This is a genomic window from Cellulosilyticum sp. ST5, from assembly GCF_046529625.1.
GTDB classification, from domain to species: Bacteria; Bacillota; Clostridia; order Lachnospirales; family Cellulosilyticaceae; genus Cellulosilyticum; species Cellulosilyticum lentocellum.
Map to the genome: position 1 here is coordinate 530260 of NZ_CP132338.1, position 19315 is coordinate 549574.

A 19315-nucleotide genomic window follows, 5' to 3' on the forward strand; every position below is an offset into this window, starting at 1 on the left:
AGGAAGGGGATTATATGTCACAAAAAGTTACTATAGCAGAAGCTGCAAGAAGAATGGGTAAGGCTCCTCAATTTGTTAGGCTGTGTATGCAGCGTGGTCTGTTACCAATAGGAACAGCAACTAAGACAGGAAAGAAAAACTGGAATTATTACATAAGTCCTAAACTATTAGATGAGTATATCGGGAAGGAGAATGTGGATGAACAATGTGATTAATATTCCTATTGATAATGGGGAAGTTAGTGCTAGAAAACTACATAATGAATTAAAAGTTGACACTCGATTTAACGATTGGATAGCTAGACGAATTTCGGAATATGGATTTGAAGAAAACCTTGATTTTACAATACAAGAGTTTGATTACTCAAAAATGAGTAACCAAAAAAGAGGTGGAGATAGGAAGTCAGTTGAATACAAAATCACATTAGGAATGGCTAAAGAGTTAGCAATGCTAGAAAAGAATGAAATAGGTCGTCGTATCCGTAAGTACTTCATCAAGTGTGAGGAAAATCTTATTGAAGCTGTAAAGAAAAATATGATACCTAAGGAAATGTATTTAGATGCAGTACAAGAGCTAGAAGAAACATCAAAACAAAATGAGCAGCTATTACAAAACTATAATGACATACGGCTCATGTATCAGAATACAACCAATGAAGTAGCTGAATATGTTAACACTCAGATTAAATATTTAAAGGCAGGAAAAATAAAATGTAATGACTTATACAATCATTATTGCAGATGGTGCAGAAATACACCACACTACGAACCATATCCTAAGCAACAATTTGAAGATTTATTACTAGAGCGTATGGTTCAAGGTCACTCAATCAAGAAAGATGGTAGTAACTACATAGGAATAGAGGTGTGTAAGTGAAAGAACTGATAAAGGATATGCTAAAAGACTTAGGGCTAGCAATCGCAACAGTCGTTCTAGTAGGACTAGTATTAACTGTTACATGCTTCATTGATGAATTCATCATGAGTTGGGGATATGTATTAGTGTTATCCACAATCTTATACACATCTTGGAGGATAGGACAACCTTTAGTTGCTAGACGTGAAAAAGAAAAAAGAAGGAGGATGAAATGAAACATGGTACCAAGCCAACTAAAAAGCAATGCATTTTGATTTCAAGTAGACGTCTTGATCCTAAGAACTGGTTAGTAGAACGTGACACCAATGAGATGCTAGTTATTATATCTCGCTCAGGTAAACAAAAAAGAAATATTTATAAGGAGGTTTAATTGTGTCTAAGAAAGTATGCTTATTCGATCCGTTCACAGCTGAAAGAAAACTCACTGATTTGAATATTGTAGCTGGAATTACTGGAAGAACAGTAAACTCCGTGAGAGGTTCCATAGGATGCAAGCTTAAGATTTTAAACTGTTACTTATTAGAATTAGATACGCCACTAAGCGTGTTTAGAGAACTATTAGCAAAACAGATTATACCTGATGAAGTTTGGAGAGATATCCCGAATAGTTTATGGCAAGTAAGTAGCTATGGCAGATACAGATCATGGTTAAGATGCCAAGATAGATGTGTTTATCGCTTGCCTTTCTATGGAACAAAAAGCACGAGTCAGACTATGGCAATAAAAGTTGATGGAAAAAGGCAAGATTTTAGAGCTCAAGAATGGGTATATAAACTATTTATTGGTGAAGTGCCTAAAGGACATGTTATTTATCACAAAGATGGCAATAAGGCCAATAATAGAGTTGAAAATCTAGGTGCCATAAAAAGAAATAGACTTATGCAAATACAGTGTACTCCAGTAAGAACAGTTGAAGTTCAACAGATAGATTTAGATACTGGAGAAATACTTGCAGAGTATAACTCGTTAAAGAAAGCAGCCACAGTCAATTATACAGATGCAAAAACTTTAAGAGATGCAATCAAGAAGGAAAGACCTGCAATAGGCTTCATGTGGAAAATGGACCAAGAAAAGAGCATTATTTAAGTCGGCAAACTTAAATAATGCACACAAATAAAAATTTATCGTATTTATTATATCACAAAAAGAAGTGATGTAAATGAGAGATGTAAGAAAATAACGAGTTGGGAGTGAGATAGAGTGACCTATGGCAGAGAATGCAAGGTAATTAGAAATGAAAATGAAATAAGATGCTTAGAGGTTACTAAAGTCGAAGCTGCTGCACGAGCTGATAATTTAAAACAGCAGAACAGGGAACTAAAAGGAAAGCAGTTCAAAGAGTACATAAAAAAAGTAAGTATTGAACTGGTAACTACTTCCGAATACGACTATCACACTAATTATATGGGACGTTGCAGCTGTGGGTGTAATAAGGATCTATATAAAGGTATGACAGTAATATCTGTAAGAGGCTACATGGTACATATTGATTGTTTAAGTGAATTCTTAAAAGAGCACATGGTGGTGCTATAAAGGAGGATAAATTGTGAAATTACAGTTAAGGCAAATTGAAATCAAAGGATTTAAGCCATATAAGAACGTGAAGGTAGTTAGATTTAGTGAAAACACAGTGATTGAAGGGGACAATGGTCAAGGTAAATCAAGTATAGCAGATGCAATCTGTTTTGCATTCATAGGAACTGGCACTGATGGTGTAGAAAAAGCTGGTGGCAAGCTACTTAATAATGAAAGTAAAGATATGTACGTAATGCTCATGTTTGAGGTAGATGGTGAGGAACACATTTTAACTAGAGCGAAGAAAGGTAACAAAGCAGAGTTGATTCTAGATACTAATAGTATTGAGCAGGTAGAGTTAATGAACTGGATCAAGCAGAAGGATCTATTCCTAAGTATTTTTAATCCAGTATATTTTACAGCAATGACTCCAAAGGACCAGAAGGAATTACTACAGAAGTACTTGGGTGAAATAAGTTTTGATGAAGTGATTACTAAGATGGGTTCTGAAGGACAAGCATTAATGGATGATGCCTTCATGGTTCCACAGTTATATATTGACCGTAAGAGAGAAGAGCTTACAGAGACTGATAGCAGAGAGAATTTCTTAAAAGGATTTGTGGTAGGTAAAGGTGACATTGAAATTCCAGAAGAGAAGGTATTCACTCAGCAGGACGAGTTGAACAAATTAAAAGCGGAATTAGAAACACTCAATTCTAAGCCTATACAGTTACATGATATTTCGGTGCAGGTTGAAAGTCATAAACAATTAACCAATCAATTAAGTATATTAAGCACAAGAAAATATAAGTTAGAAACTGATTACGTTATATTCCCAGAAGAAAAGCAGTTAAACGATAAGAAGTTAGAGCGTGAAAGAATGCTTACTGAACATAGTAACTTAAAAGCTCAGCTTGAGATTATTAAAACAGTAACTTGCCCCAATTGTCACACTGAAATTGAAGCAGCACCTGGTATGAGAGAACAGATTGGACAGCAGATTAATGAAGTAGTTGCTAAAGGTAAAACAGTAGCGGCTGAAATATTAGATATTCAGGATATGTTGCAGAAGAAGAAAGAAGAACGTAAATCAGATGATACAAAAGAACTTGAAGAAATTAATAAACAGATGGCAAATATTCAGCAACAGATTCAAGGTAATGATATTTCTAAGCTTCAAGCTGAAAATAATAAATACTTTAATGATTTGCAGAATGAAAAAGCAAATATTCAGCAGCAGATTCAAGGCTTAGAAAATGAAAAAAGAGATATTGATAGCTTCAATAGAAATAGACAACAACTTATCGAACAACAAGAAAAAGATGCACAAGCAGTAGAAGCTGCTAAAACTGAATTAAATACTATTAAGCCACTCAGAGAAAAGCTTAATAGAGATATTGAGAGAGCTAAAAAATTTAATAGTACAAAGCTTAAAATGCAAGGTGAGTTTATAGGACAGTTCCTTGATAAAGTGAATGTACAGTTCCAAAAAATTATTAAAGCTACTGGAGAAGTTAAGGATGATTTCAAGCTTCAGTATGAGGATAAAGACTTCAATCTATTGAGCACATCAGAACGTATTAAAGCAGGACTTGAAATTAGTAACTTGCTAATGAATGCGACAGGATATGTTTATCCAGTATTCGTGGATAATGCTGAAAGCATTACAGTTATTCCGCAGTTAGAAACACAGATGATAGCAGCTAAAGTAAAAGAAGGAGAGGTGCTTAGATAATGGGAGTTGCGGTGTTACTTATAGGTAAATCAGGACAAGGTAAATCAACATCATTAAGAAATTTTGGAGAGGAAGAAATTTCACTAATCAATGTGAGTAAAAAACCTCTTCCGTTTCAAAAAAAGTTTAAGAAAACAATTGAGACAGATGATTATAACAAAATTCATCAGCTGTTAGATAAATCATCAAGTGACAGCATTGTTATTGATGATGCTAGTTACTTAATCACAAATATGTTTATGAATAAGCACAGTACAGCAGGTGCAGGTAATGCGGTGTTTGCTTTATATAACAATCTAGGCGACGAATTTTGGAGATTGATTGAACATATAAAAGCATTGCCTCCACAAAAGGTTGTCTATGTGATTATGCATGAGGATAGAAGCGATTTTGGTGAAATCAAGCCTAAAACAATAGGTAAATTGCTAGATGACAAGGTATGTATAGAGGGGATGTTTACAGTAGTGCTAAGATGCATGGCTGATAAAGGTAGACATTTTTTCCGTACTCAAACGGATGGAATGGATGTTGCTAAGTCTCCTTTTGGGATGTTTGAGCAGTTTGAAATAGATAATGACCTTAAGCTGGTTGATCAAACTATTAGAGCCTACTGGGGTATTTAGTAATGTTTAAGCTTAGGCCATATCAAGAACAGCTTATAAGCAACTTAAAGCAAGCATTAAGAGCAGGATTTAAAAGCCCTTGCATAGTTCTTCCTTGCGGTGGTGGTAAGTCTATCATCACCGCAGATATAGCAAAGGGCGCCACAGATAAGCATAACAGAGTATTATTCCTGGTACATAGGAAAGAGCTGTGTGAGCAAATAGAAGCAACGTTTCGTAAATATAGAGTAGATAAGAAGCTAGCTGATGTAATGATGGTCCAGACGGCAAGTAGGCGCTTAGAGAAGTTACCACAGTATTCATTGATTATTACTGATGAAGGTCATCATTGTAAAGCTAATACATATCGTAAGATTTATGACTATTTCGCACAGGTACCTAGAATATTTGTGACAGCTACCCCATGTAGGCTAGGTGGGGACAGTTTAAGCGGTGTATGTGACACCCTTATAGAAGGACCAACAGTAAAGCAATTAATAGCAATGGGGAACTTATCACCGTACCGTTATTTCGCCCCTACACTTGCAGATTTCTCTAAAGTGCATTCGGTAGGTGGTGACTTCAATATCAAAGAAGTTGATGAGCTGCTTAATAAAAATAAAATCTATGGTGACGTTATTAAATACTATCGTAAGTTAGCAGATGGTAAACAAGGTATTTGCTATTGCGTGAACGTGGAGCACAGCAAAGAAATGGCAAGAATGTTTCGTGAACATGGCATAAACGCTAGGCATATAGATGGTGACACAGAGGCAAGTGTGAGAGCTGATATTATAAGACAGTTTAGAACTGGAGAGTGCAAGATGCTTTGCAATGTAGGGCTTATATCAGAGGGATTTGACGTACCTAATTGTGACGTTGTGATATTACTAAGACCTACTAAATCTCTCAGTTTATACATTCAACAGTCTATGCGCTGCATGAGATATAAGCCAGATAAGACAGCTATCATTATAGATCACGTAGGTAATTATCTCCGTCATGGTATGCCAGATGATGATAGAGAGTGGTCATTAACTGAAAAGCAAAAACAGAAGAAAACTAAGTTTGATGAAGAAGGGAATTTAGTAGTTAGAACTTGTAAAGAGTGCTTTGCAACATACCCGAATACTGAAAATGTCTGTCCTGTATGTGGTGCAGCTTATATTACAGAACGTAAGGAGATTGAACAGCAGGCAGAGATAAAACTTAGTGAGATTAAAGAAGCAGAGAAGCAACAGGCAAGAGAGATAGCTAAGTCTAAAAGTAATATAGCTGAATGTAATAGCTATCAAGAATGTGTCGAGTGGTGCAAGGAAAATGGAAAGAAAACAGGTTATGCTTGGCACTTTTGGAACAGTAAAAATTATGGGGTAAGGATTGGGGGTTAAGATTATGGAAATGAATTTAATTACAGTGGGTGGTAAAACGTTTACGCGATTTAAACTATCACTTAAAGAGTATAATGACCCAAATAGCCCATACAAAAGAATTTTAAATAAGTATGGCGTAACAAATCCAACTAAGAAAAGTAGTAGATTTATTTATTTTGAAATGGAAGGTGACTGGCTAAATAAGAAAAGCTAGGAGGAGTGCTCATGAAATCAGAAACAACCATTCAAAATGAAATCAGATGTGCATTATCAATTCATGGGTTAGTAGTAAGGCAGAATGTAGGTAACTTCTACACTGAATACGGTGGTCGTGTACAGTGTGGATTCAAGGGACTTAGTGATCTAGTGTATTTCGGTAATGATGGCGTTGTGGCATTTATCGAAACGAAGACACCTAAAGGTAAGTTAAGCAAAGAGCAAAAACAGTTTTTAGCAAGAATGCGTTGTGCGGGCTATATTGCTGGCACAGCAAGAAGCATAGAAGAAGCACTTAAATTAATAGGAAAAGGAGAATAAGCTATGGCATTTACAGTAAATACAAACGACACGCAAGAACAACAAGGGTTAATGAAACCAGGTGATTATGAGGTAGTAATCAAAGAGGTTAAAGAAGGTCAAAGTCAGCAAAAGGGTACGCCTTACATTCAAATTGAATTGGTTGTCCGTAATGATATTAATCAGGAATACAAAAATAAATACCTTTGGTACACAATTTGGGATACACCAACTACTAGAGAAAAAGGTATTTATGCTAAGCAAATAAATACAGTTAGTAAACATGCAGGTATTCAAAACGGTGCTACATTTAATAGTTTCCAAGATTGGGGTAAGTTCTTATTTGGAAGGCCTATGCTTGCTACGGTTAAGCTTGAGGAATACAACGGAGAGCAAAAGGAACGTGTATCATTTTTATCAGCTACTAAGTTTCCGCAATGTCAGCACAACTTTCGAGTTGAAGGTCAAGGGAACACATCAAACAATCAAGGATCTAATCAGCAATATGGTAACCAAAATCAAAGTAACTACGGTACAGGAAGCCAGCAGCCTAGCCAAGCAGCTAACCCAAATTATAATAATGGACAACAAGGAAATCCAAGTAACCAAGGATACGGAAATCAAAATGGTGGAGCTCCTAACCAGGGAAATTATTATCCAAGCAATAATGTAGGTACTAATGTAGCAGGAACTGGTCAAGGGTGGCAAGGCAATCAACCACAAAATAACGTACAACAACCACAATCTGATGACGACTTACCATTCTAAATGAAAGGAGCCTAAGCTATGGCTAAACTTAAACAAAACAGCATACCAGAGGAACTTAAACAAGTTCCTAACTGGTGTTGCTATCAGCTAGTACAAGATGAAGCAAGGCCAGAAAAGCCTAAGAAAATACCTAAGAATGCTAAGACTGGTGGTAATGCTCAATCAAATAATACAGAAACATGGTGTACATATGAAGAAGCAGTTGAAGGACTTAAAAAGTATGGCTTTAATGGCTTAGGCTTCTTCTTCTCAAAGCCATATTTCGGTGTAGATATAGATGGAATAGATTATGACATAGATGCTTATAAACATGGAGATACCGACAATATCGTTTCAGAATTTATACATGGACTACAGTCATATGCTGAATACTCAGTGTCAGGCAAGGGTATTCATATCATATGCAAAGGTGAGCTTCCTCTCGGTGGTAGGCGTAGAGCCAATGTAGAGATGTATCAAGAAGGTAGATTCTTCATCATGACAGCAAATCCGGCTAGTGAATATACAGTGATTAATGATTGTACAGCTGCTATCAAACCACTTCATGAAAAGTATATAGGTGGCGAAAAATCACAGGGGGTAGCTAAAATTCAGCAGTTAGAGTTATCTGACAGTGAAATACTTAATCTAGCCTGTAATAGCAAGCAAGGGCAACTATTCCAGATGCTTTATAACGGACAATGGCAAGGATTTTACCCTTCACAGTCTGAAGCCGACATTGCATTTTGTAATATGCTAGCGTTCTGGTGTGGAGCTGACTTCTACAAGATGGATACATTTATGCGTAGCAGTGGATTAATGCGTGATAAATGGGATAGACGTCAGAGTGGGACTACATACGGTGCTATAGTGCTTAATAAAGCAATAAGAGATTGTAGAGAAGTATATACACCAAGGCAAGATGATGGCTATTCGATAACAATAGAAGGAGCGAAAAAACCACAATTTAAGAAGTCATACAGTTTTGATGATACTGGTAACGCTGAATGGTTCCTTGATATGTTCGGTGATGAATTAAGGTACAACTACACTAACAAGCAATGGATGTACTATGATGGCCGTAAGTGGTGTGATGATACCACTAACAGGGTTAAAGCATATGCAGATAAATTCATCGTAGAAATGCACAAGCAGCTTATCAAAGAATGTGATCCAGATGATAGCGACATGTTAAAAGCTATTCAGAAACATATTAAATCAGCTCGTAGTAGTAAGGGTAAAAAAGCATTAATAACTGAAGCCGAGCATATGGTTCCAGTTGAACAAAGAGATCTTGATAGTGATATTTATTTATTCAATACGCCTAATGGTGTACTAAATATGAAAACAGGAGAATTTCTACAGCATAATGCTGACAAGTTGATTTCAAAAATGAGCCTTACAGAGTATACAGATAAATGTGATTGTCCTCTTTGGGCTGAGTTCTTAGAAACTATTTTTGCAGGAGATAAAGAGTTAATCAGATATATTCAAAAGGCTGTAGGCTATTCACTTACAGGTAGCACTGCAGAGCAAGTTGCATTTTTCTTATACGGTACTGGTGGGAATGGTAAAGGAGTATTTGTAGAAACCATAGCACATATAGCTGGTTCATACGCTTCTAATATTCAAGCAGACAGTTTAATGGTTAAAGGTAACACAGTTTCAGGACAAGCTAACTCAGATATAGCACGATTAGCTGGGGCGCGGTTCGTAACTTCATCAGAACCTAATGAGGGCGTTAAATTAAATGAGGGACTTATTAAGCAGCTAACAGGTGAAGACAGGGTAACAGCAAGGCGCTTATATGGTAACGAGTTTGAGTTTAGGCCACAGTTTAAAATATGGCTATCCACTAACCACAAACCTATCATTCGTGGTACTGACAATGGTATTTGGCGCCGTATGAGACTGATTCCTTTCATAGTGCAAATACCAGAAGAAAAGCAGGATAAGAACCTGAAACATAAGCTACTCAAAGAAACACCAGGTATTCTAGCATGGGCGGTAGAAGGATTCCTTATGTATCTAAAGGAAGGCCTCAAAGTTCCTCAGTCTATCAAACAAGCTACTGCAGAGTACAGAAATGAAATGGATGTTGTTACAGCATTCTTAGAAAACTGTACTCGTGCTAATGAGAATGCAGAAGTAGGAGCAAGTGAATTATATAAGGCATACACTGATTGGGCCAATACAAACAATGAATACATCATGAGCAACCGTAAGTTTGGTGTAGAAGTAAGCAAGAAGTATGGAAAGTTTAGAAAGAGTACTGGACAAGTCTATTTTGGTGTTGAGCTTATTAATAAGCCGTATCAAATAAGAGTAGGAGCGTGATTGTATGAAAGGTGTTCTTAGAAAAGTAGATGGATTAGGTCGTGTATCTATTCCTATAGAGTTTAGACGACTTCAAGGGATTGAGAACGAGGCTAAAGTTGAAATTATTAATACTGAGGATGGAATACTTGTAAAACGAGCGAATTACAAGGCTAAACCTCTCACATTAGCTATACAAGTACTTGAAAAAGAAATCAAATATACATCAGACAAAAAATTGAAAGAAGAGCTAGAGCGTATTAAGAATGACATTAAGAAGCTAGGAGCGTGACTACATGGATATAGTCGAAATGGACAAGTTAGCGAAGAATGGAGCTCCAATGCCACCATGTTTAGCAGCTTTTGAACAGGCCTATTATCAAGCTAGTAAATCATTATATCAACAGTTTTATGATAATAAGCTTAATTTACTAGAATGCAGGCAAGAGAAACAGCAAATCATAGAGGCTTATAACTATGGTAAGCAGCAATGGGAGTTCTTCATTAGGTTAACTAACATAGAGGAACGACTTAAGAAGTTACAAGAACAAGGATTTAATAGCGTATTAGAATGGGAGATTTTAGATGAGATTGGTAGGGCTTTAGGATAGAAATATAAGTCTTAGCTAACTCCTAAAATAATTATATCACTAGGCATAAGAAAAGCACTAGTTGCAGGCAGTGCAACAACATTGAGAGCTTGCATGGAACTAAATAGAAATAGTTATGGGTTTGAAATATCTAAAGAGTTTTACAAGAGAGCTAAAGAAGAGATGCTTGTTTGTGAAGACAGCAACTATACTCAAATCAAGCTCTAACAAATTAATCTTTTAAAAGTATAACTTATCGAGACAGATTTTTAATTAAAGTCCATGTAGAAACAACTGATGCAAGAGTAGTTATAAACCAACAGGCAGCTTCTTCATTTGTAAAGGCTAAAACAACAATAATTATGTATGGTGATAAATAAAGAAGGATTTTAGATAATGATTTCTTTGTCAATTCATATCACTCCTTTTAGTCATAATAACACAGGAGAGATTAAAAAAATGTCGAATTAAAATTGACTTTTGTTTAGTCTTAAAAAGAGATGTTTATAAAAGATAGATTTAGAGCGTAAAAGTACTTTGATTTCACAAGCTGAGTTTATGAGTGCTTTTTGTCTTGAACGTAGGAATAAATTTGGCTAAGTACTCTATCAGCAGCAATTGTACTGGTAATAATAGTAATATCTAATATCTTATATGTAGTGGATAGCCTTTGTACATTTAAGGCGTCTAGTACCTTTAGATAACCCAAAGAAATTGAAGCGATAAGTACTAAAGAAAATATAAATATTTTTTTGATTTGTAGATCTGTAGGAGGTGTAAATTGGGGTTTGGATAAAAATGAAGATAAATCCCAATCAAAATAGCACCAGATGATACTTGATAATCCATAAAGAGTAAATGTAGTGTACCATTCAAGATTTGTCATGTTTCTATTGTGTGAAACATAGAGGATTGCAATGGTTAGACATGATATAAATACAATATAGATTGGTATATAAACGGTTGGGCCAGAAGGAACCTGAGTGTTTGGGAAAATATACCTTGTTAATAACATATCTAGCACTAATAAACCAAATCGATAGATACAAAATACAAATAAAGCAACAAGAAGTATTAATAACGTATTAATTATCATAAAAGTCTCCTTTATTTTAAACAGTCTTTTATGCTCTAAAGTCTAAAATGTAATTATATATTTAATGAATGGAAAAAATGTCGAAACATAGCACTAAACAAAATGAATTTTGAAATAAAAAAACGCCCCATATAGGGGCCGTGCAATACTATATTATTTGATATTAGCATACAAAAAAACTTGATTAACTAATGAATTAGCTAAAAAGGTTGCCTCTAGCGCTCTATATTGAATGGCTGGATCACTTGATGATAGAAACTCATATGTTTTGCCATAAATATAGGATAAGTAATCAGAAATTGTTATTAATGATTCTAAATTAGGATCAGTAGGATTTTTAGACTTAGCCGTTTGTAAGTCATTTTTAATACCATTAAGTTGCGACGAAAAGATATTAAGTTGAGATAGGAGTGTACCGTTTGGTTGACCATTCACGTTGTTTATATAACCATTTCTAGAAATTAAGTTAATTTGCTTTTGAATATTAAGTAGGGAGTCATAAGAATCACTAAGAATATTCTTATTTTTAGTATTTGAGCAATAAGCTGTAGTGGAAGAAAAAATCAAACAAAATGAGAGTGCCAATATAAGTAACTTCTTTAGATGCATCATTTGTATATACCTCGTAATTAAAAGGCCCCAATAAGGGGCTAGGTTGAATGAAAAATAGTGAACATCAATGTTACTACATTGCTAATATACACCAAAGAGTAAAATTTATGCATTGATAATAAAATCTTAAAAAGTAAAAAGCCACAATAAGGGGCAAGAAATGATTATCTAACTAAAATCAGTACAAATAATGCAAAAATTTTAGAAATGCCACATTACTAATATGTGCACAAATATAAAGTTTATGCATTAAATAATAAAAGAAGCCCCTAAATATAGGGGCAGGCTAGAAAAGGGGAGCCTAATGTATTGTATGCATAAATAAGCTATATGGTTCGTTTTGTAATAAAGGATTTTAAATGTAAAGGGCCCCAATGAGGGACCGGTGGTAGAGAGTGATGGATTAAACATATAGTATTTTACAAGTAACATATAGGGCAGCTATAAATACAACATACAGAAAAAGAAATTCATATTTTCTAAAAATATCTAGATTCATTGCTACACCTCCATTTACAAGTAATTTATGTGTTTATAATATTAAAAATATTTCATTTAATAAATGTAGTTTGTTGTAAAAATAATAAAGCTTATAGGAAAATACATCAAAATAAGAATTTTGATAAGTACTTTGACAACTGAATATTAGTTAGTGGTATACTCTTCTAAAAGGGGGATGCACATGTTTAATGAAATCTGCATATATGAGGCTAAAATCGATAAACAAGAGGAAATAGAAATGTTGATGAAAGAAGTTGCGGACTTTTATACAAGCCAGCAAGGTGTAATTGAGGTAAGATACATTAAAAGAACGCATAGACAGAAAGATTTTAATGCAGTAAAAGAAGGCGAACTACCTATTAGGTTAACGAAGAATGTAGGCAAGGTAACTTATGTTTTGTATTGGATAGTTGAGAATGAAGAAGTGCATGCGAGAGTATCTAAGCTTGGATTAGAGAAATTTTACAAGAGATGGAACAGGTGTCTGACGACAATGCCTAAGATTATACTAGGGGAGAATATTGTATAAAGTATCATCTATGGTAACATAAAAAACCACTAACCATTAAACGGTTGGTGGTTTTTTATTTAAATAAATTTGACATTGTTTCAGCAGCATAGCAGTGTGGGGGAGAGGCTAAACTGTGTATATTTAAAATTAATCCTTAAATATACATAACGATTGAGTATCAAAGCTTAACACTATATTTTAATCATGTGCCTATGTATGATTGAAGCCGTTTTCCTATCTTTATATATATATTTATTTTTTCTATAGATAAAGAGAAGAAAATAGAACAAATATACATTATAGGGAATAGAAAAACACTTGTAATCCATTGATAATCTAAGGCTATGTATGATTAAAATTTAAAAAGCAATCATACATTAAATATACATCATAAATACGAATGTCAAGAGGTTATGTAATTAAATAGACATAAAATTATTAAACATCTAACACATGTTCGATTATATGAGAAAGGATGATTTTTATGAGTAAACAGATTAAATATGATAAGAGGTACCACAATACTAGATTGTTACTTAGAAATTATGGTGATTTCAAAAAGCATTGCCGAGGGTGTTCAGAAAGCCTTAAAGAAATCAATAGGACAGTTGAAGACTGGGAGCAGAATTACGATACTTTTGAAAACTATCTTAAATCGGCAAGAAGAACCAAAGAACGAACTCAGGTTATAGTAGATCTAATTGATAGCTTTTTAAAATCATATAAGCAGGACGCTGTTAATCGAAACGATAGTAATAAGCTTTTAAGATATAAGGTAATCAATTTAGTATACATAGAAGATAACCTGACTTATGAGCAAATAGCCGAAAGATTAGAAGTAGACAGAAGTACGGTAAGCAGATATCATAACAGGGCGATTAATGAGTTAGCTGTACTCTTCTTCGGGGTAGAGGGACTAAAGCTAGAGGCTTGACAGCCTGCACAAAACTTGCACAAAAAGTGATATTTACACGTATGTTATGATTAAGATGTGAAAAATTATAAATAAGAAGCGTCCAGAATTGGGCGCCTTTTTTCATGTGAAGGAGGTGGCATTTATGGCCAAGCTCCAAAACAAACAAATACAGTGAGGTGGTGAGATGCCAAGAGAACCTAATCCTAAAATTGAACAAGGTAAGATGTTATTTGAACAAGGTAAGAAGCTTATTGAAATAGCAGAGCAGTTAGAAGTTCCTGAAGGAACAGTGCGTTCTTGGAAGAATCGCTACAAATGGGATTCAGAAGATAATGTAACGTTGCAAAAAGTAAAACGCAACGTTGCAAAGGGGAAGAGTCCTCCAACGAGTAAGAAACAAACAAAGCTTTTAGCTGAGGTTGAACAGGTGATTGACAATCCTGGCTTAACTGATAAGCAGCGGCTTTTTTGTTTGTATTATATTAAGTCATTCAATGCTACACAAAGTTATTTAAAGGCATATGAGTGTGATTATATAACTGCTAACACTAATGGACCAAGAATGCTTGTAAATGCTTGTGTAAAACAAGAAATAGAACGACTTAAAGAGATAAAGCGCCAGCAGATAGCCGTTGATGAATCAGACTTAGTAGAAATACATATGAGAATAGCTTTTGCTGACATGGGCGATTATGTTTCATTTGGACGAGAAGAGATTCAAGTCATGGGTATGTTTGGTCCTGTTAAAGATGAGAGTGGTAATATCTGCACTGAGGTTATAAATACCGTTAGACTTAAAGAATCTTCAATGGTGGATACTCAGCTAATCAAAGAGGTTAAGCAAGGTAAGGATGGTGTGGCTATTAAACTTATAGATAGGTGCAAGTCATTGGAATGGCTAGATAAACATTTCTTGATGAATCCTATGGATAGACATAAACTTGAATATGATCAGAGGAAATTGGCACTTGCTGAAGCCAAGGCAAATAGTGGTGGAGATGATGAAGAAATAGAGGATGATGGTTTCTTAGATGCTCTTAAAGGGCAGGTGAATGATGTATGGAAAGAATAATCAAGAAACGCAAGGCATCATTCAAATTTAAGCCATTTAGTAATAAGCAGCTTAAAATACTTACATGGTGGCTACCTAATTCACCTACATATGAGTGTGATGGTATTATTGCTGATGGAGCTATTCGTTCTGGGAAAACCGTATCAATGTCACTCAGCTATGCTATATGGGCCATGGAGTCATTTGATGGTCAAAACTTCGGTATGTGTGGTAAGACAATCGGCTCATTTAGACGTAATGTACTGTTCTGGCTTAAATTAATGCTTAAATCCAGAGGATATAGAGTGGTAGATCATAGGGCTGACAATTTGGTTATTGTTAGTCGTGGCAATGTCACAAACTATTTTTATATATTTGGTGGTAAAGATGAACGGTCTCAAGATTTGATACAAGGTATCACGTTGGCAGGCTGTTTTTTTGACGAGGTGGCACTTATGCCAGAGTCATTCGTTAACCAGGCTACAGGACGTTGTTCCGTAGATGGCTCAAAGTTTTGGTTTAACTGCAACCCTGATGGGCCTTATCATTGGTTTAAGGTTAATTGGATTGATAAGCAGATAGAAAAGAATCTGCTTTACCTACACTTTACCATGGATGATAACTTAAGCCTCTCAGAGAAGATTAAAGCACGTTATAGGTCAATGTATAGTGGTGTGTTTTATGACCGCTATATAAAAGGGTTGTGGGCTGTAGCAGAGGGTATTATTTATGATATGTTTCATAAAGAGAAGCATGTTGTTGATGTGCAGGAACGGATTGCAAATGGGCTCACTTTCTTAAATGAGAAGTATGTCAGCATTGACTACGGTACTCAAAATCCTACAGTATTTTTACTTTGGGAGTTAGCTAGTGATAAGAATTGGTATTGCACTAGAGAATATCACTACTCAGGACGCTCAGAAGCTACTCAAAAAACAGATAGTGAGTATGCAGACGACTTAACTGAATGGCTAGGAGGCACACAAGTAAAATTCATTATAGTTGACCCTTCGGCAGCATCTTTTATAGCTGAGCTACTCAAACATAAGTTTAAAGTGAAGAAGGCTAATAACTCAGTACTAGATGGTATTAGGCTAGTAGCAACACTGCTTACTGAAGGAAAGATATTCTTTGATATTTCATGTGTAGAAACTCATAAAGAGTTTGGATCCTATGTATGGGATGAAAAGGCTGCTAAACGAGGTGAAGATAAACCTATTAAAGAGAATGACCACTGCATGGATAGTTGTCGTTATTTTTGTTATACGATACTTAGACGAATGTCTGGTATTAGCGTATTAAAACCAAAAGAGAGGAGGTAGACAATGCCAGCTATAGAGTTAGAACAGTTTAAGAAGATTTTAGAACGATATAAATCTGGACATGATGAATATATTAAGCAATGTGAGATTGCCAGAAGGTATTATGCTCATGAAAATGATATTCTAAAAGACTCAGCTCCAGCTAACCGTAACAAACACAAAGAAGATAATCCTTTAAGAGCAGCTGATAACCGAATTCCTCATGATTACCATGCTCAGTTAGTTAACCAAAAGGTGTCTTACTTGTTCTCATTTCCCCCAACATTTGATACAGGAAATAAAAGCTTAAACAAGCAGATCAAGGAGCTCTTAGGAGATAGTTATGAGAAGTATTGTAATACCCTTTGTGTGGATGCTTCTAATTATCGTAATGCCTGGCTTCATGTGTGGAAGGATAGCGACAGTAATAAATTCAAGTATGCACCTATTAAACCTATTCAAATCATTCCAATTTACTCAAGTGGATTGATTAAAGGCTTAGTTGCAGTTATTCGTGTTTACTCAGAGTACTTTGATGATGGTACCACTTATTCTGTAAAGAACTATTACACAGTATATGAGTATTGGGATAAAGAGGGATGTACTACATTTCGTAAGAAACAGAGTTCTATTAGCTTGAATGATATCGAGACTATAAACAGATTTGTTTCAACTAACATTGATACTGGTGAGAGAACAGAGAGCAATTACTATCAGCATGATTTTGGGGAGGTACCATTTATTGAGTTTCCTAACAACAATATCAAAGATAGTGACTTAACCAAGATCAAGCCATTTATTGATGTAATGGATAATATTTTAAGTGGATATGTAAATGATGTTGATGATATTCAGCAAATTATATGGGTACTTACCAATTTTGGTGGGGAAGACCTAGATGAGTTTAGAAATGACCTTAAGAAATATAAGGCTGTAAAAATGCAGTCTATAGGAGCTGATGATAAAAGTGGTCTTCAAACCATAGCTATTGATATTCCAGTAGAAGCCAGAAACAAACTCTTAGAAATTTGTAGAAAACAAATCTATGAGCAAGGGCAGGGATTAGATCCTCATCCAGAAGGCGGTTTTGGTAATAGCTCAGGGGAAGCACTTAAATTCATGTATGCACCATTGGAACTTAAGGCTGGACTTATGGAAGTTGAATTTAGACCAGGCTTCAATAAACTTATTCGCTTAATGGCTAAGAGTATGGGGTATAATGAATACTTTCCAATCATTCAGACATGGACACGTAATGCTATTAAAAATGATAAGGAAACAGCTGAGATTGCACAAGCCAGTTTAGGGATAATCTCAAATAAGACCATCTTAAAAAATCATCCTTGGGTAGAAGATGTAGAAGAGGAACTTAAGCAAATAAAATTAGAAGAGCAGGAACTGGCTGAAAAGTCTAATGACTACAAAAGTACATTTAATACTACTAAAGGTGTTGATGTAAATGAAGAATAATCAGTATTGGAAAGAACGCTTTGAAATCCTTCAAGAATCACAAATGACTCAGGGTGAGGAGTATTACAGAGAGCTAGATAAGCAATATCGAAAAGCTATGAATGAAATAGAATCACAAATGGCCAGATGGTATGGTAGGATAGCTGAAAATAATGAAATTAATATGTCACAAGCTAGAAAGTGGTTAGAGGGTAAAGAACTTGAAGAGTTTAAGTGGACAGTTGAAGAATACATACAACACGGCAAACAGAATGCTATCAATGGAGTTTGGCTTAAAGAGTTAGAGAATGCTTCTGCTAGAGCTCACATATCTAGATTAGAAGCATTAAAGATTCAGTTACAACAGACAGTAGAGTCGTTGTACCAAAGTCAAAACATAGGATTAAGTGATGCATTAAGGCGCATATATGAAGATGGGTATTATCATTCGGCTTTTGAAATTCAACGAGGGTTAAATGTGGGTTGGACTATACCTGCCCTAGATTCAGCTAGAGTCACTCAAATACTTTCTAAACCTTGGACAGCTGATGGTTCAAACTTTAGTGATAGAATTTGGAAAGCTAAAGGAGATTTAGTTAATACACTTCATACGGAGCTTACTCAAAGTATTATCATGGGTAGAGCACCTGATAAAGCTATAAAGCGAATAGCAGAGAAGTTTAATACAAGCAGAACAAGAGCTGGCCGGTTAGTAATGACTGAATCAGCTTTTTTTGCATCAGCTAGTCAGCGAGACTGCTTTAATGATCTTGATGTAGAAAAATATGAAATACTAGCAACATTAGATAATAAGACATCTGAAATATGCCAAGAGTTAGATGGTAAAGTATTTAAGATGAGTGAGTATGAGCCAGGATTAACAGCACCACCGTTTCATTGTTGGTGTAGAACAACTACCATTCCACACTTTGATGATAACTTTGGAGAACGTATTGCTAGAGACGAGTCAGGAAGACAATACTATGTTTCTGATGATATGACCTATAGTGACTGGAAGAAAGAATATGTAAAAAACAATGTTTTAAATTCTCGAAATAGTGGTATAATGAATAATATAAATTGGTTGAGATCAGAATTTCCTACAACTAAAAAGTTTGAAAAGCATCTTGAAAAGCATCTTGATAATTATCCAGGACTTACACCGGAACAGTATTTACAACGAGCACAAGAACTATTGTCAGCAGAGCTATCTGATAATATTGAGGGATTCATAGATAAAGATGGATTTTTATTTAAATATGATAAAATAAATAATGATTTTGCTATAGGCAGGCCAGATGGGAAAATATCCACTCTATTTAAGCCAGAAGATGGAAATGAATATTGGAAAGGAGAGCGTGTAAAATATGAGCCTAAAAACTAAATGCGCATGTTGTGGGGAAGAAGTTGATAAGTTTGATATTTGTGAGGCTTGTGGTTGGCAGGATGATGGATTACAAAATGATAATCCAGATTATAAAGGTGGAGCCAATAAAAAGAGTTTAAATGAGGCAAAAGAAATTTATAAGAATGGGAAAGCAGTTGAATAAACGGCACTTACTTAGATTAATGAGTAGGTGCTATTTTTATGCACGAAATCGAGGTGAA

25 protein-coding genes are annotated in these 19315 nt (G+C 35.1%); 23 read left to right on the forward strand and 2 right to left on the reverse strand.

What is annotated here, in order from left to right; all coding sequences use genetic code 11:
• The first annotated feature begins 14 nt into the window (after positions 1–14).
• The 16 genes from QTL86_RS02495 to QTL86_RS02570 all read left to right on the forward strand — a co-directional run bounded on the left by QTL86_RS02495 (position 15) and on the right by QTL86_RS02570 (position 10498).
• Positions 15–215, forward strand: coding sequence for a hypothetical protein (locus tag QTL86_RS02495; RefSeq protein WP_410496363.1), 201 nt, complete (start codon positions 15–17; stop codon positions 213–215).
• Entirely contained in the window at positions 199–876 is a 678-nt protein-coding gene (locus tag QTL86_RS02500) for an antA/AntB antirepressor family protein (RefSeq protein WP_410496364.1), read from the forward strand. The genes QTL86_RS02495 and QTL86_RS02500 overlap by 17 nt, the downstream gene beginning before the upstream one ends.
• Positions 873–1091 carry a hypothetical protein gene (locus tag QTL86_RS02505; protein WP_410496365.1) on the forward strand — a complete coding sequence of 73 codons (219 nt, stop codon included), beginning with the start codon at positions 873–875 and terminating at the stop codon, positions 1089–1091. The genes QTL86_RS02500 and QTL86_RS02505 overlap by 4 nt, the downstream gene beginning before the upstream one ends.
• A complete protein-coding gene (locus QTL86_RS02510; RefSeq protein WP_410496366.1) occupies positions 1088–1246 on the forward strand; it encodes a DUF6906 family protein in 159 nt (52 codons plus the stop codon). The genes QTL86_RS02505 and QTL86_RS02510 overlap by 4 nt, the downstream gene beginning before the upstream one ends.
• A gap of 2 nt (positions 1247–1248) precedes the next feature.
• A complete protein-coding gene (locus QTL86_RS02515) occupies positions 1249–1962 on the forward strand; it encodes an HNH endonuclease signature motif containing protein (protein ID WP_410496368.1) in 714 nt (237 codons plus the stop codon).
• Positions 1963–2076: 114 nt separating this feature from the next.
• Entirely contained in the window at positions 2077–2409 is a 333-nt protein-coding gene (locus QTL86_RS02520) for a hypothetical protein (RefSeq protein ID WP_410496369.1), read from the forward strand.
• Positions 2410–2422: 13 nt separating this feature from the next.
• Positions 2423–4126: a hypothetical protein gene (locus QTL86_RS02525; RefSeq protein ID WP_410496370.1), complete on the forward strand. Its 1704-nt coding sequence runs from the start codon at positions 2423–2425 to the stop codon at positions 4124–4126.
• Complete coding sequence (locus tag QTL86_RS02530; RefSeq protein WP_410496371.1) at positions 4126–4749, forward strand: AAA family ATPase; 624 nt, start codon at positions 4126–4128, stop codon at positions 4747–4749. Before QTL86_RS02525 ends, QTL86_RS02530 begins: the two co-directional genes overlap by 1 nt.
• 2 nt (positions 4750–4751) lie before the next feature.
• Positions 4752–6119, forward strand: a complete 1368-nt coding sequence (locus tag QTL86_RS02535) for a DEAD/DEAH box helicase (RefSeq protein WP_410496372.1) — start codon at positions 4752–4754, stop codon at positions 6117–6119.
• Between the two features lie 4 nt (positions 6120–6123).
• Complete coding sequence (locus tag QTL86_RS02540; RefSeq protein WP_410496373.1) at positions 6124–6315, forward strand: hypothetical protein; 192 nt, start codon at positions 6124–6126, stop codon at positions 6313–6315.
• A gap of 11 nt (positions 6316–6326) precedes the next feature.
• Entirely contained in the window at positions 6327–6638 is a 312-nt protein-coding gene (locus tag QTL86_RS02545) for a VRR-NUC domain-containing protein (protein ID WP_410496374.1), read from the forward strand.
• A 3-nt stretch (positions 6639–6641) separates the two neighbouring features.
• Positions 6642–7385, forward strand: a complete 744-nt coding sequence (locus tag QTL86_RS02550; RefSeq protein WP_410496375.1) for a DUF669 domain-containing protein — start codon at positions 6642–6644, stop codon at positions 7383–7385.
• Positions 7386–7403: 18 nt separating this feature from the next.
• The gene (locus tag QTL86_RS02555; protein ID WP_410496376.1) at positions 7404–9701 is read left to right on the forward strand and encodes a phage/plasmid primase, P4 family; all 2298 of its coding nucleotides are present in this window, start codon (positions 7404–7406) and stop codon (positions 9699–9701) included.
• A gap of 4 nt (positions 9702–9705) precedes the next feature.
• Positions 9706–9972: an AbrB/MazE/SpoVT family DNA-binding domain-containing protein gene (locus QTL86_RS02560; RefSeq protein ID WP_410496377.1), complete on the forward strand. Its 267-nt coding sequence runs from the start codon at positions 9706–9708 to the stop codon at positions 9970–9972.
• 4 nt (positions 9973–9976) lie between these two features.
• Entirely contained in the window at positions 9977–10291 is a 315-nt protein-coding gene (locus QTL86_RS02565; RefSeq protein ID WP_410496378.1) for a hypothetical protein, read from the forward strand.
• Between the two features lie 45 nt (positions 10292–10336).
• Complete coding sequence (locus QTL86_RS02570) at positions 10337–10498, forward strand: DNA methyltransferase (RefSeq protein ID WP_410497284.1); 162 nt, start codon at positions 10337–10339, stop codon at positions 10496–10498.
• Positions 10499–10826: 328 nt separating this feature from the next.
• Here the strand turns inward: QTL86_RS02570 and QTL86_RS02575 are convergent, their stop codons facing one another.
• A complete protein-coding gene (locus QTL86_RS02575) occupies positions 10827–11366 on the reverse strand; it encodes a hypothetical protein (RefSeq protein ID WP_410496379.1) in 540 nt (179 codons plus the stop codon).
• A gap of 153 nt (positions 11367–11519) precedes the next feature.
• On the reverse strand, positions 11520–11978 hold the full coding sequence (locus QTL86_RS02580) for a hypothetical protein (protein WP_410496380.1): 459 nt from the start codon (positions 11976–11978) through the stop codon (positions 11520–11522).
• Between the two features lie 682 nt (positions 11979–12660).
• Between QTL86_RS02580 and QTL86_RS02585 the strand changes: the two genes are divergently transcribed.
• The 7 genes from QTL86_RS02585 (at position 12661) to QTL86_RS02615 (ending at position 19257) form a co-directional block, all read left to right on the forward strand.
• Positions 12661–13008: a hypothetical protein gene (locus tag QTL86_RS02585; protein ID WP_410496381.1), complete on the forward strand. Its 348-nt coding sequence runs from the start codon at positions 12661–12663 to the stop codon at positions 13006–13008.
• A gap of 466 nt (positions 13009–13474) precedes the next feature.
• A complete protein-coding gene (locus tag QTL86_RS02590; protein ID WP_410496382.1) occupies positions 13475–13924 on the forward strand; it encodes a sigma factor-like helix-turn-helix DNA-binding protein in 450 nt (149 codons plus the stop codon).
• Positions 13925–14090: 166 nt separating this feature from the next.
• A complete protein-coding gene (locus QTL86_RS02595) occupies positions 14091–14978 on the forward strand; it encodes a terminase small subunit (protein WP_127067171.1) in 888 nt (295 codons plus the stop codon).
• Positions 14966–16279 carry a PBSX family phage terminase large subunit gene (locus QTL86_RS02600; RefSeq protein ID WP_127067170.1) on the forward strand — a complete coding sequence of 438 codons (1314 nt, stop codon included), beginning with the start codon at positions 14966–14968 and terminating at the stop codon, positions 16277–16279. Before QTL86_RS02595 ends, QTL86_RS02600 begins: the two co-directional genes overlap by 13 nt.
• A gap of 3 nt (positions 16280–16282) precedes the next feature.
• Positions 16283–17728 (forward strand): phage portal protein, encoded by a 1446-nt coding sequence (locus tag QTL86_RS02605; protein ID WP_127067169.1) that lies wholly within the window; start codon positions 16283–16285, stop codon positions 17726–17728.
• Complete coding sequence (locus tag QTL86_RS02610) at positions 17718–19091, forward strand: minor capsid protein (RefSeq protein WP_127067168.1); 1374 nt, start codon at positions 17718–17720, stop codon at positions 19089–19091. The genes QTL86_RS02605 and QTL86_RS02610 overlap by 11 nt, the downstream gene beginning before the upstream one ends.
• Positions 19075–19257 (forward strand): CPCC family cysteine-rich protein, encoded by a 183-nt coding sequence (locus tag QTL86_RS02615; RefSeq protein ID WP_013657753.1) that lies wholly within the window; start codon positions 19075–19077, stop codon positions 19255–19257. The genes QTL86_RS02610 and QTL86_RS02615 overlap by 17 nt, the downstream gene beginning before the upstream one ends.
• Positions 19258–19315: the final 58 nt, after the last annotated feature.

Excerpts from the sequence above, each read along its gene's own strand:
- QTL86_RS02510 (WP_410496366.1), top strand. The coding sequence starts at position 1,088 with ATGAAACATGGTACCAAGCCAACTAAAAAGCAATGCATTTTGATTTCA.
- QTL86_RS02575 (WP_410496379.1), bottom strand. The coding sequence starts at position 11,366 with ATGATAATTAATACGTTATTAATACTTCTTGTTGCTTTATTTGTATTT.
- QTL86_RS02555 (WP_410496376.1), top strand. The coding sequence starts at position 7,404 with ATGGCTAAACTTAAACAAAACAGCATACCAGAGGAACTTAAACAAGTT.
- QTL86_RS02560 (WP_410496377.1), top strand. The coding sequence starts at position 9,706 with ATGAAAGGTGTTCTTAGAAAAGTAGATGGATTAGGTCGTGTATCTATT.
- QTL86_RS02580 (WP_410496380.1), bottom strand. The coding sequence starts at position 11,978 with ATGATGCATCTAAAGAAGTTACTTATATTGGCACTCTCATTTTGTTTG.
- QTL86_RS02605 (WP_127067169.1), top strand. The coding sequence starts at position 16,283 with ATGCCAGCTATAGAGTTAGAACAGTTTAAGAAGATTTTAGAACGATAT.
- QTL86_RS02600 (WP_127067170.1), top strand. The coding sequence starts at position 14,966 with ATGGAAAGAATAATCAAGAAACGCAAGGCATCATTCAAATTTAAGCCA.
- QTL86_RS02595 (WP_127067171.1), top strand. The coding sequence starts at position 14,091 with ATGCCAAGAGAACCTAATCCTAAAATTGAACAAGGTAAGATGTTATTT.
- QTL86_RS02585 (WP_410496381.1), top strand. The coding sequence starts at position 12,661 with ATGTTTAATGAAATCTGCATATATGAGGCTAAAATCGATAAACAAGAG.
- QTL86_RS02530 (WP_410496371.1), top strand. The coding sequence starts at position 4,126 with ATGGGAGTTGCGGTGTTACTTATAGGTAAATCAGGACAAGGTAAATCA.
- QTL86_RS02495 (WP_410496363.1), top strand. The coding sequence starts at position 15 with ATGTCACAAAAAGTTACTATAGCAGAAGCTGCAAGAAGAATGGGTAAG.
- QTL86_RS02565 (WP_410496378.1), top strand. The coding sequence starts at position 9,977 with ATGGATATAGTCGAAATGGACAAGTTAGCGAAGAATGGAGCTCCAATG.
- QTL86_RS02545 (WP_410496374.1), top strand. The coding sequence starts at position 6,327 with ATGAAATCAGAAACAACCATTCAAAATGAAATCAGATGTGCATTATCA.
- QTL86_RS02535 (WP_410496372.1), top strand. The coding sequence starts at position 4,752 with ATGTTTAAGCTTAGGCCATATCAAGAACAGCTTATAAGCAACTTAAAG.
- QTL86_RS02550 (WP_410496375.1), top strand. The coding sequence starts at position 6,642 with ATGGCATTTACAGTAAATACAAACGACACGCAAGAACAACAAGGGTTA.
- QTL86_RS02610 (WP_127067168.1), top strand. The coding sequence starts at position 17,718 with ATGAAGAATAATCAGTATTGGAAAGAACGCTTTGAAATCCTTCAAGAA.
- QTL86_RS02500 (WP_410496364.1), top strand. The coding sequence starts at position 199 with ATGAACAATGTGATTAATATTCCTATTGATAATGGGGAAGTTAGTGCT.
- QTL86_RS02615 (WP_013657753.1), top strand. The coding sequence starts at position 19,075 with ATGAGCCTAAAAACTAAATGCGCATGTTGTGGGGAAGAAGTTGATAAG.
- QTL86_RS02540 (WP_410496373.1), top strand. The coding sequence starts at position 6,124 with ATGGAAATGAATTTAATTACAGTGGGTGGTAAAACGTTTACGCGATTT.
- QTL86_RS02590 (WP_410496382.1), top strand. The coding sequence starts at position 13,475 with ATGAGTAAACAGATTAAATATGATAAGAGGTACCACAATACTAGATTG.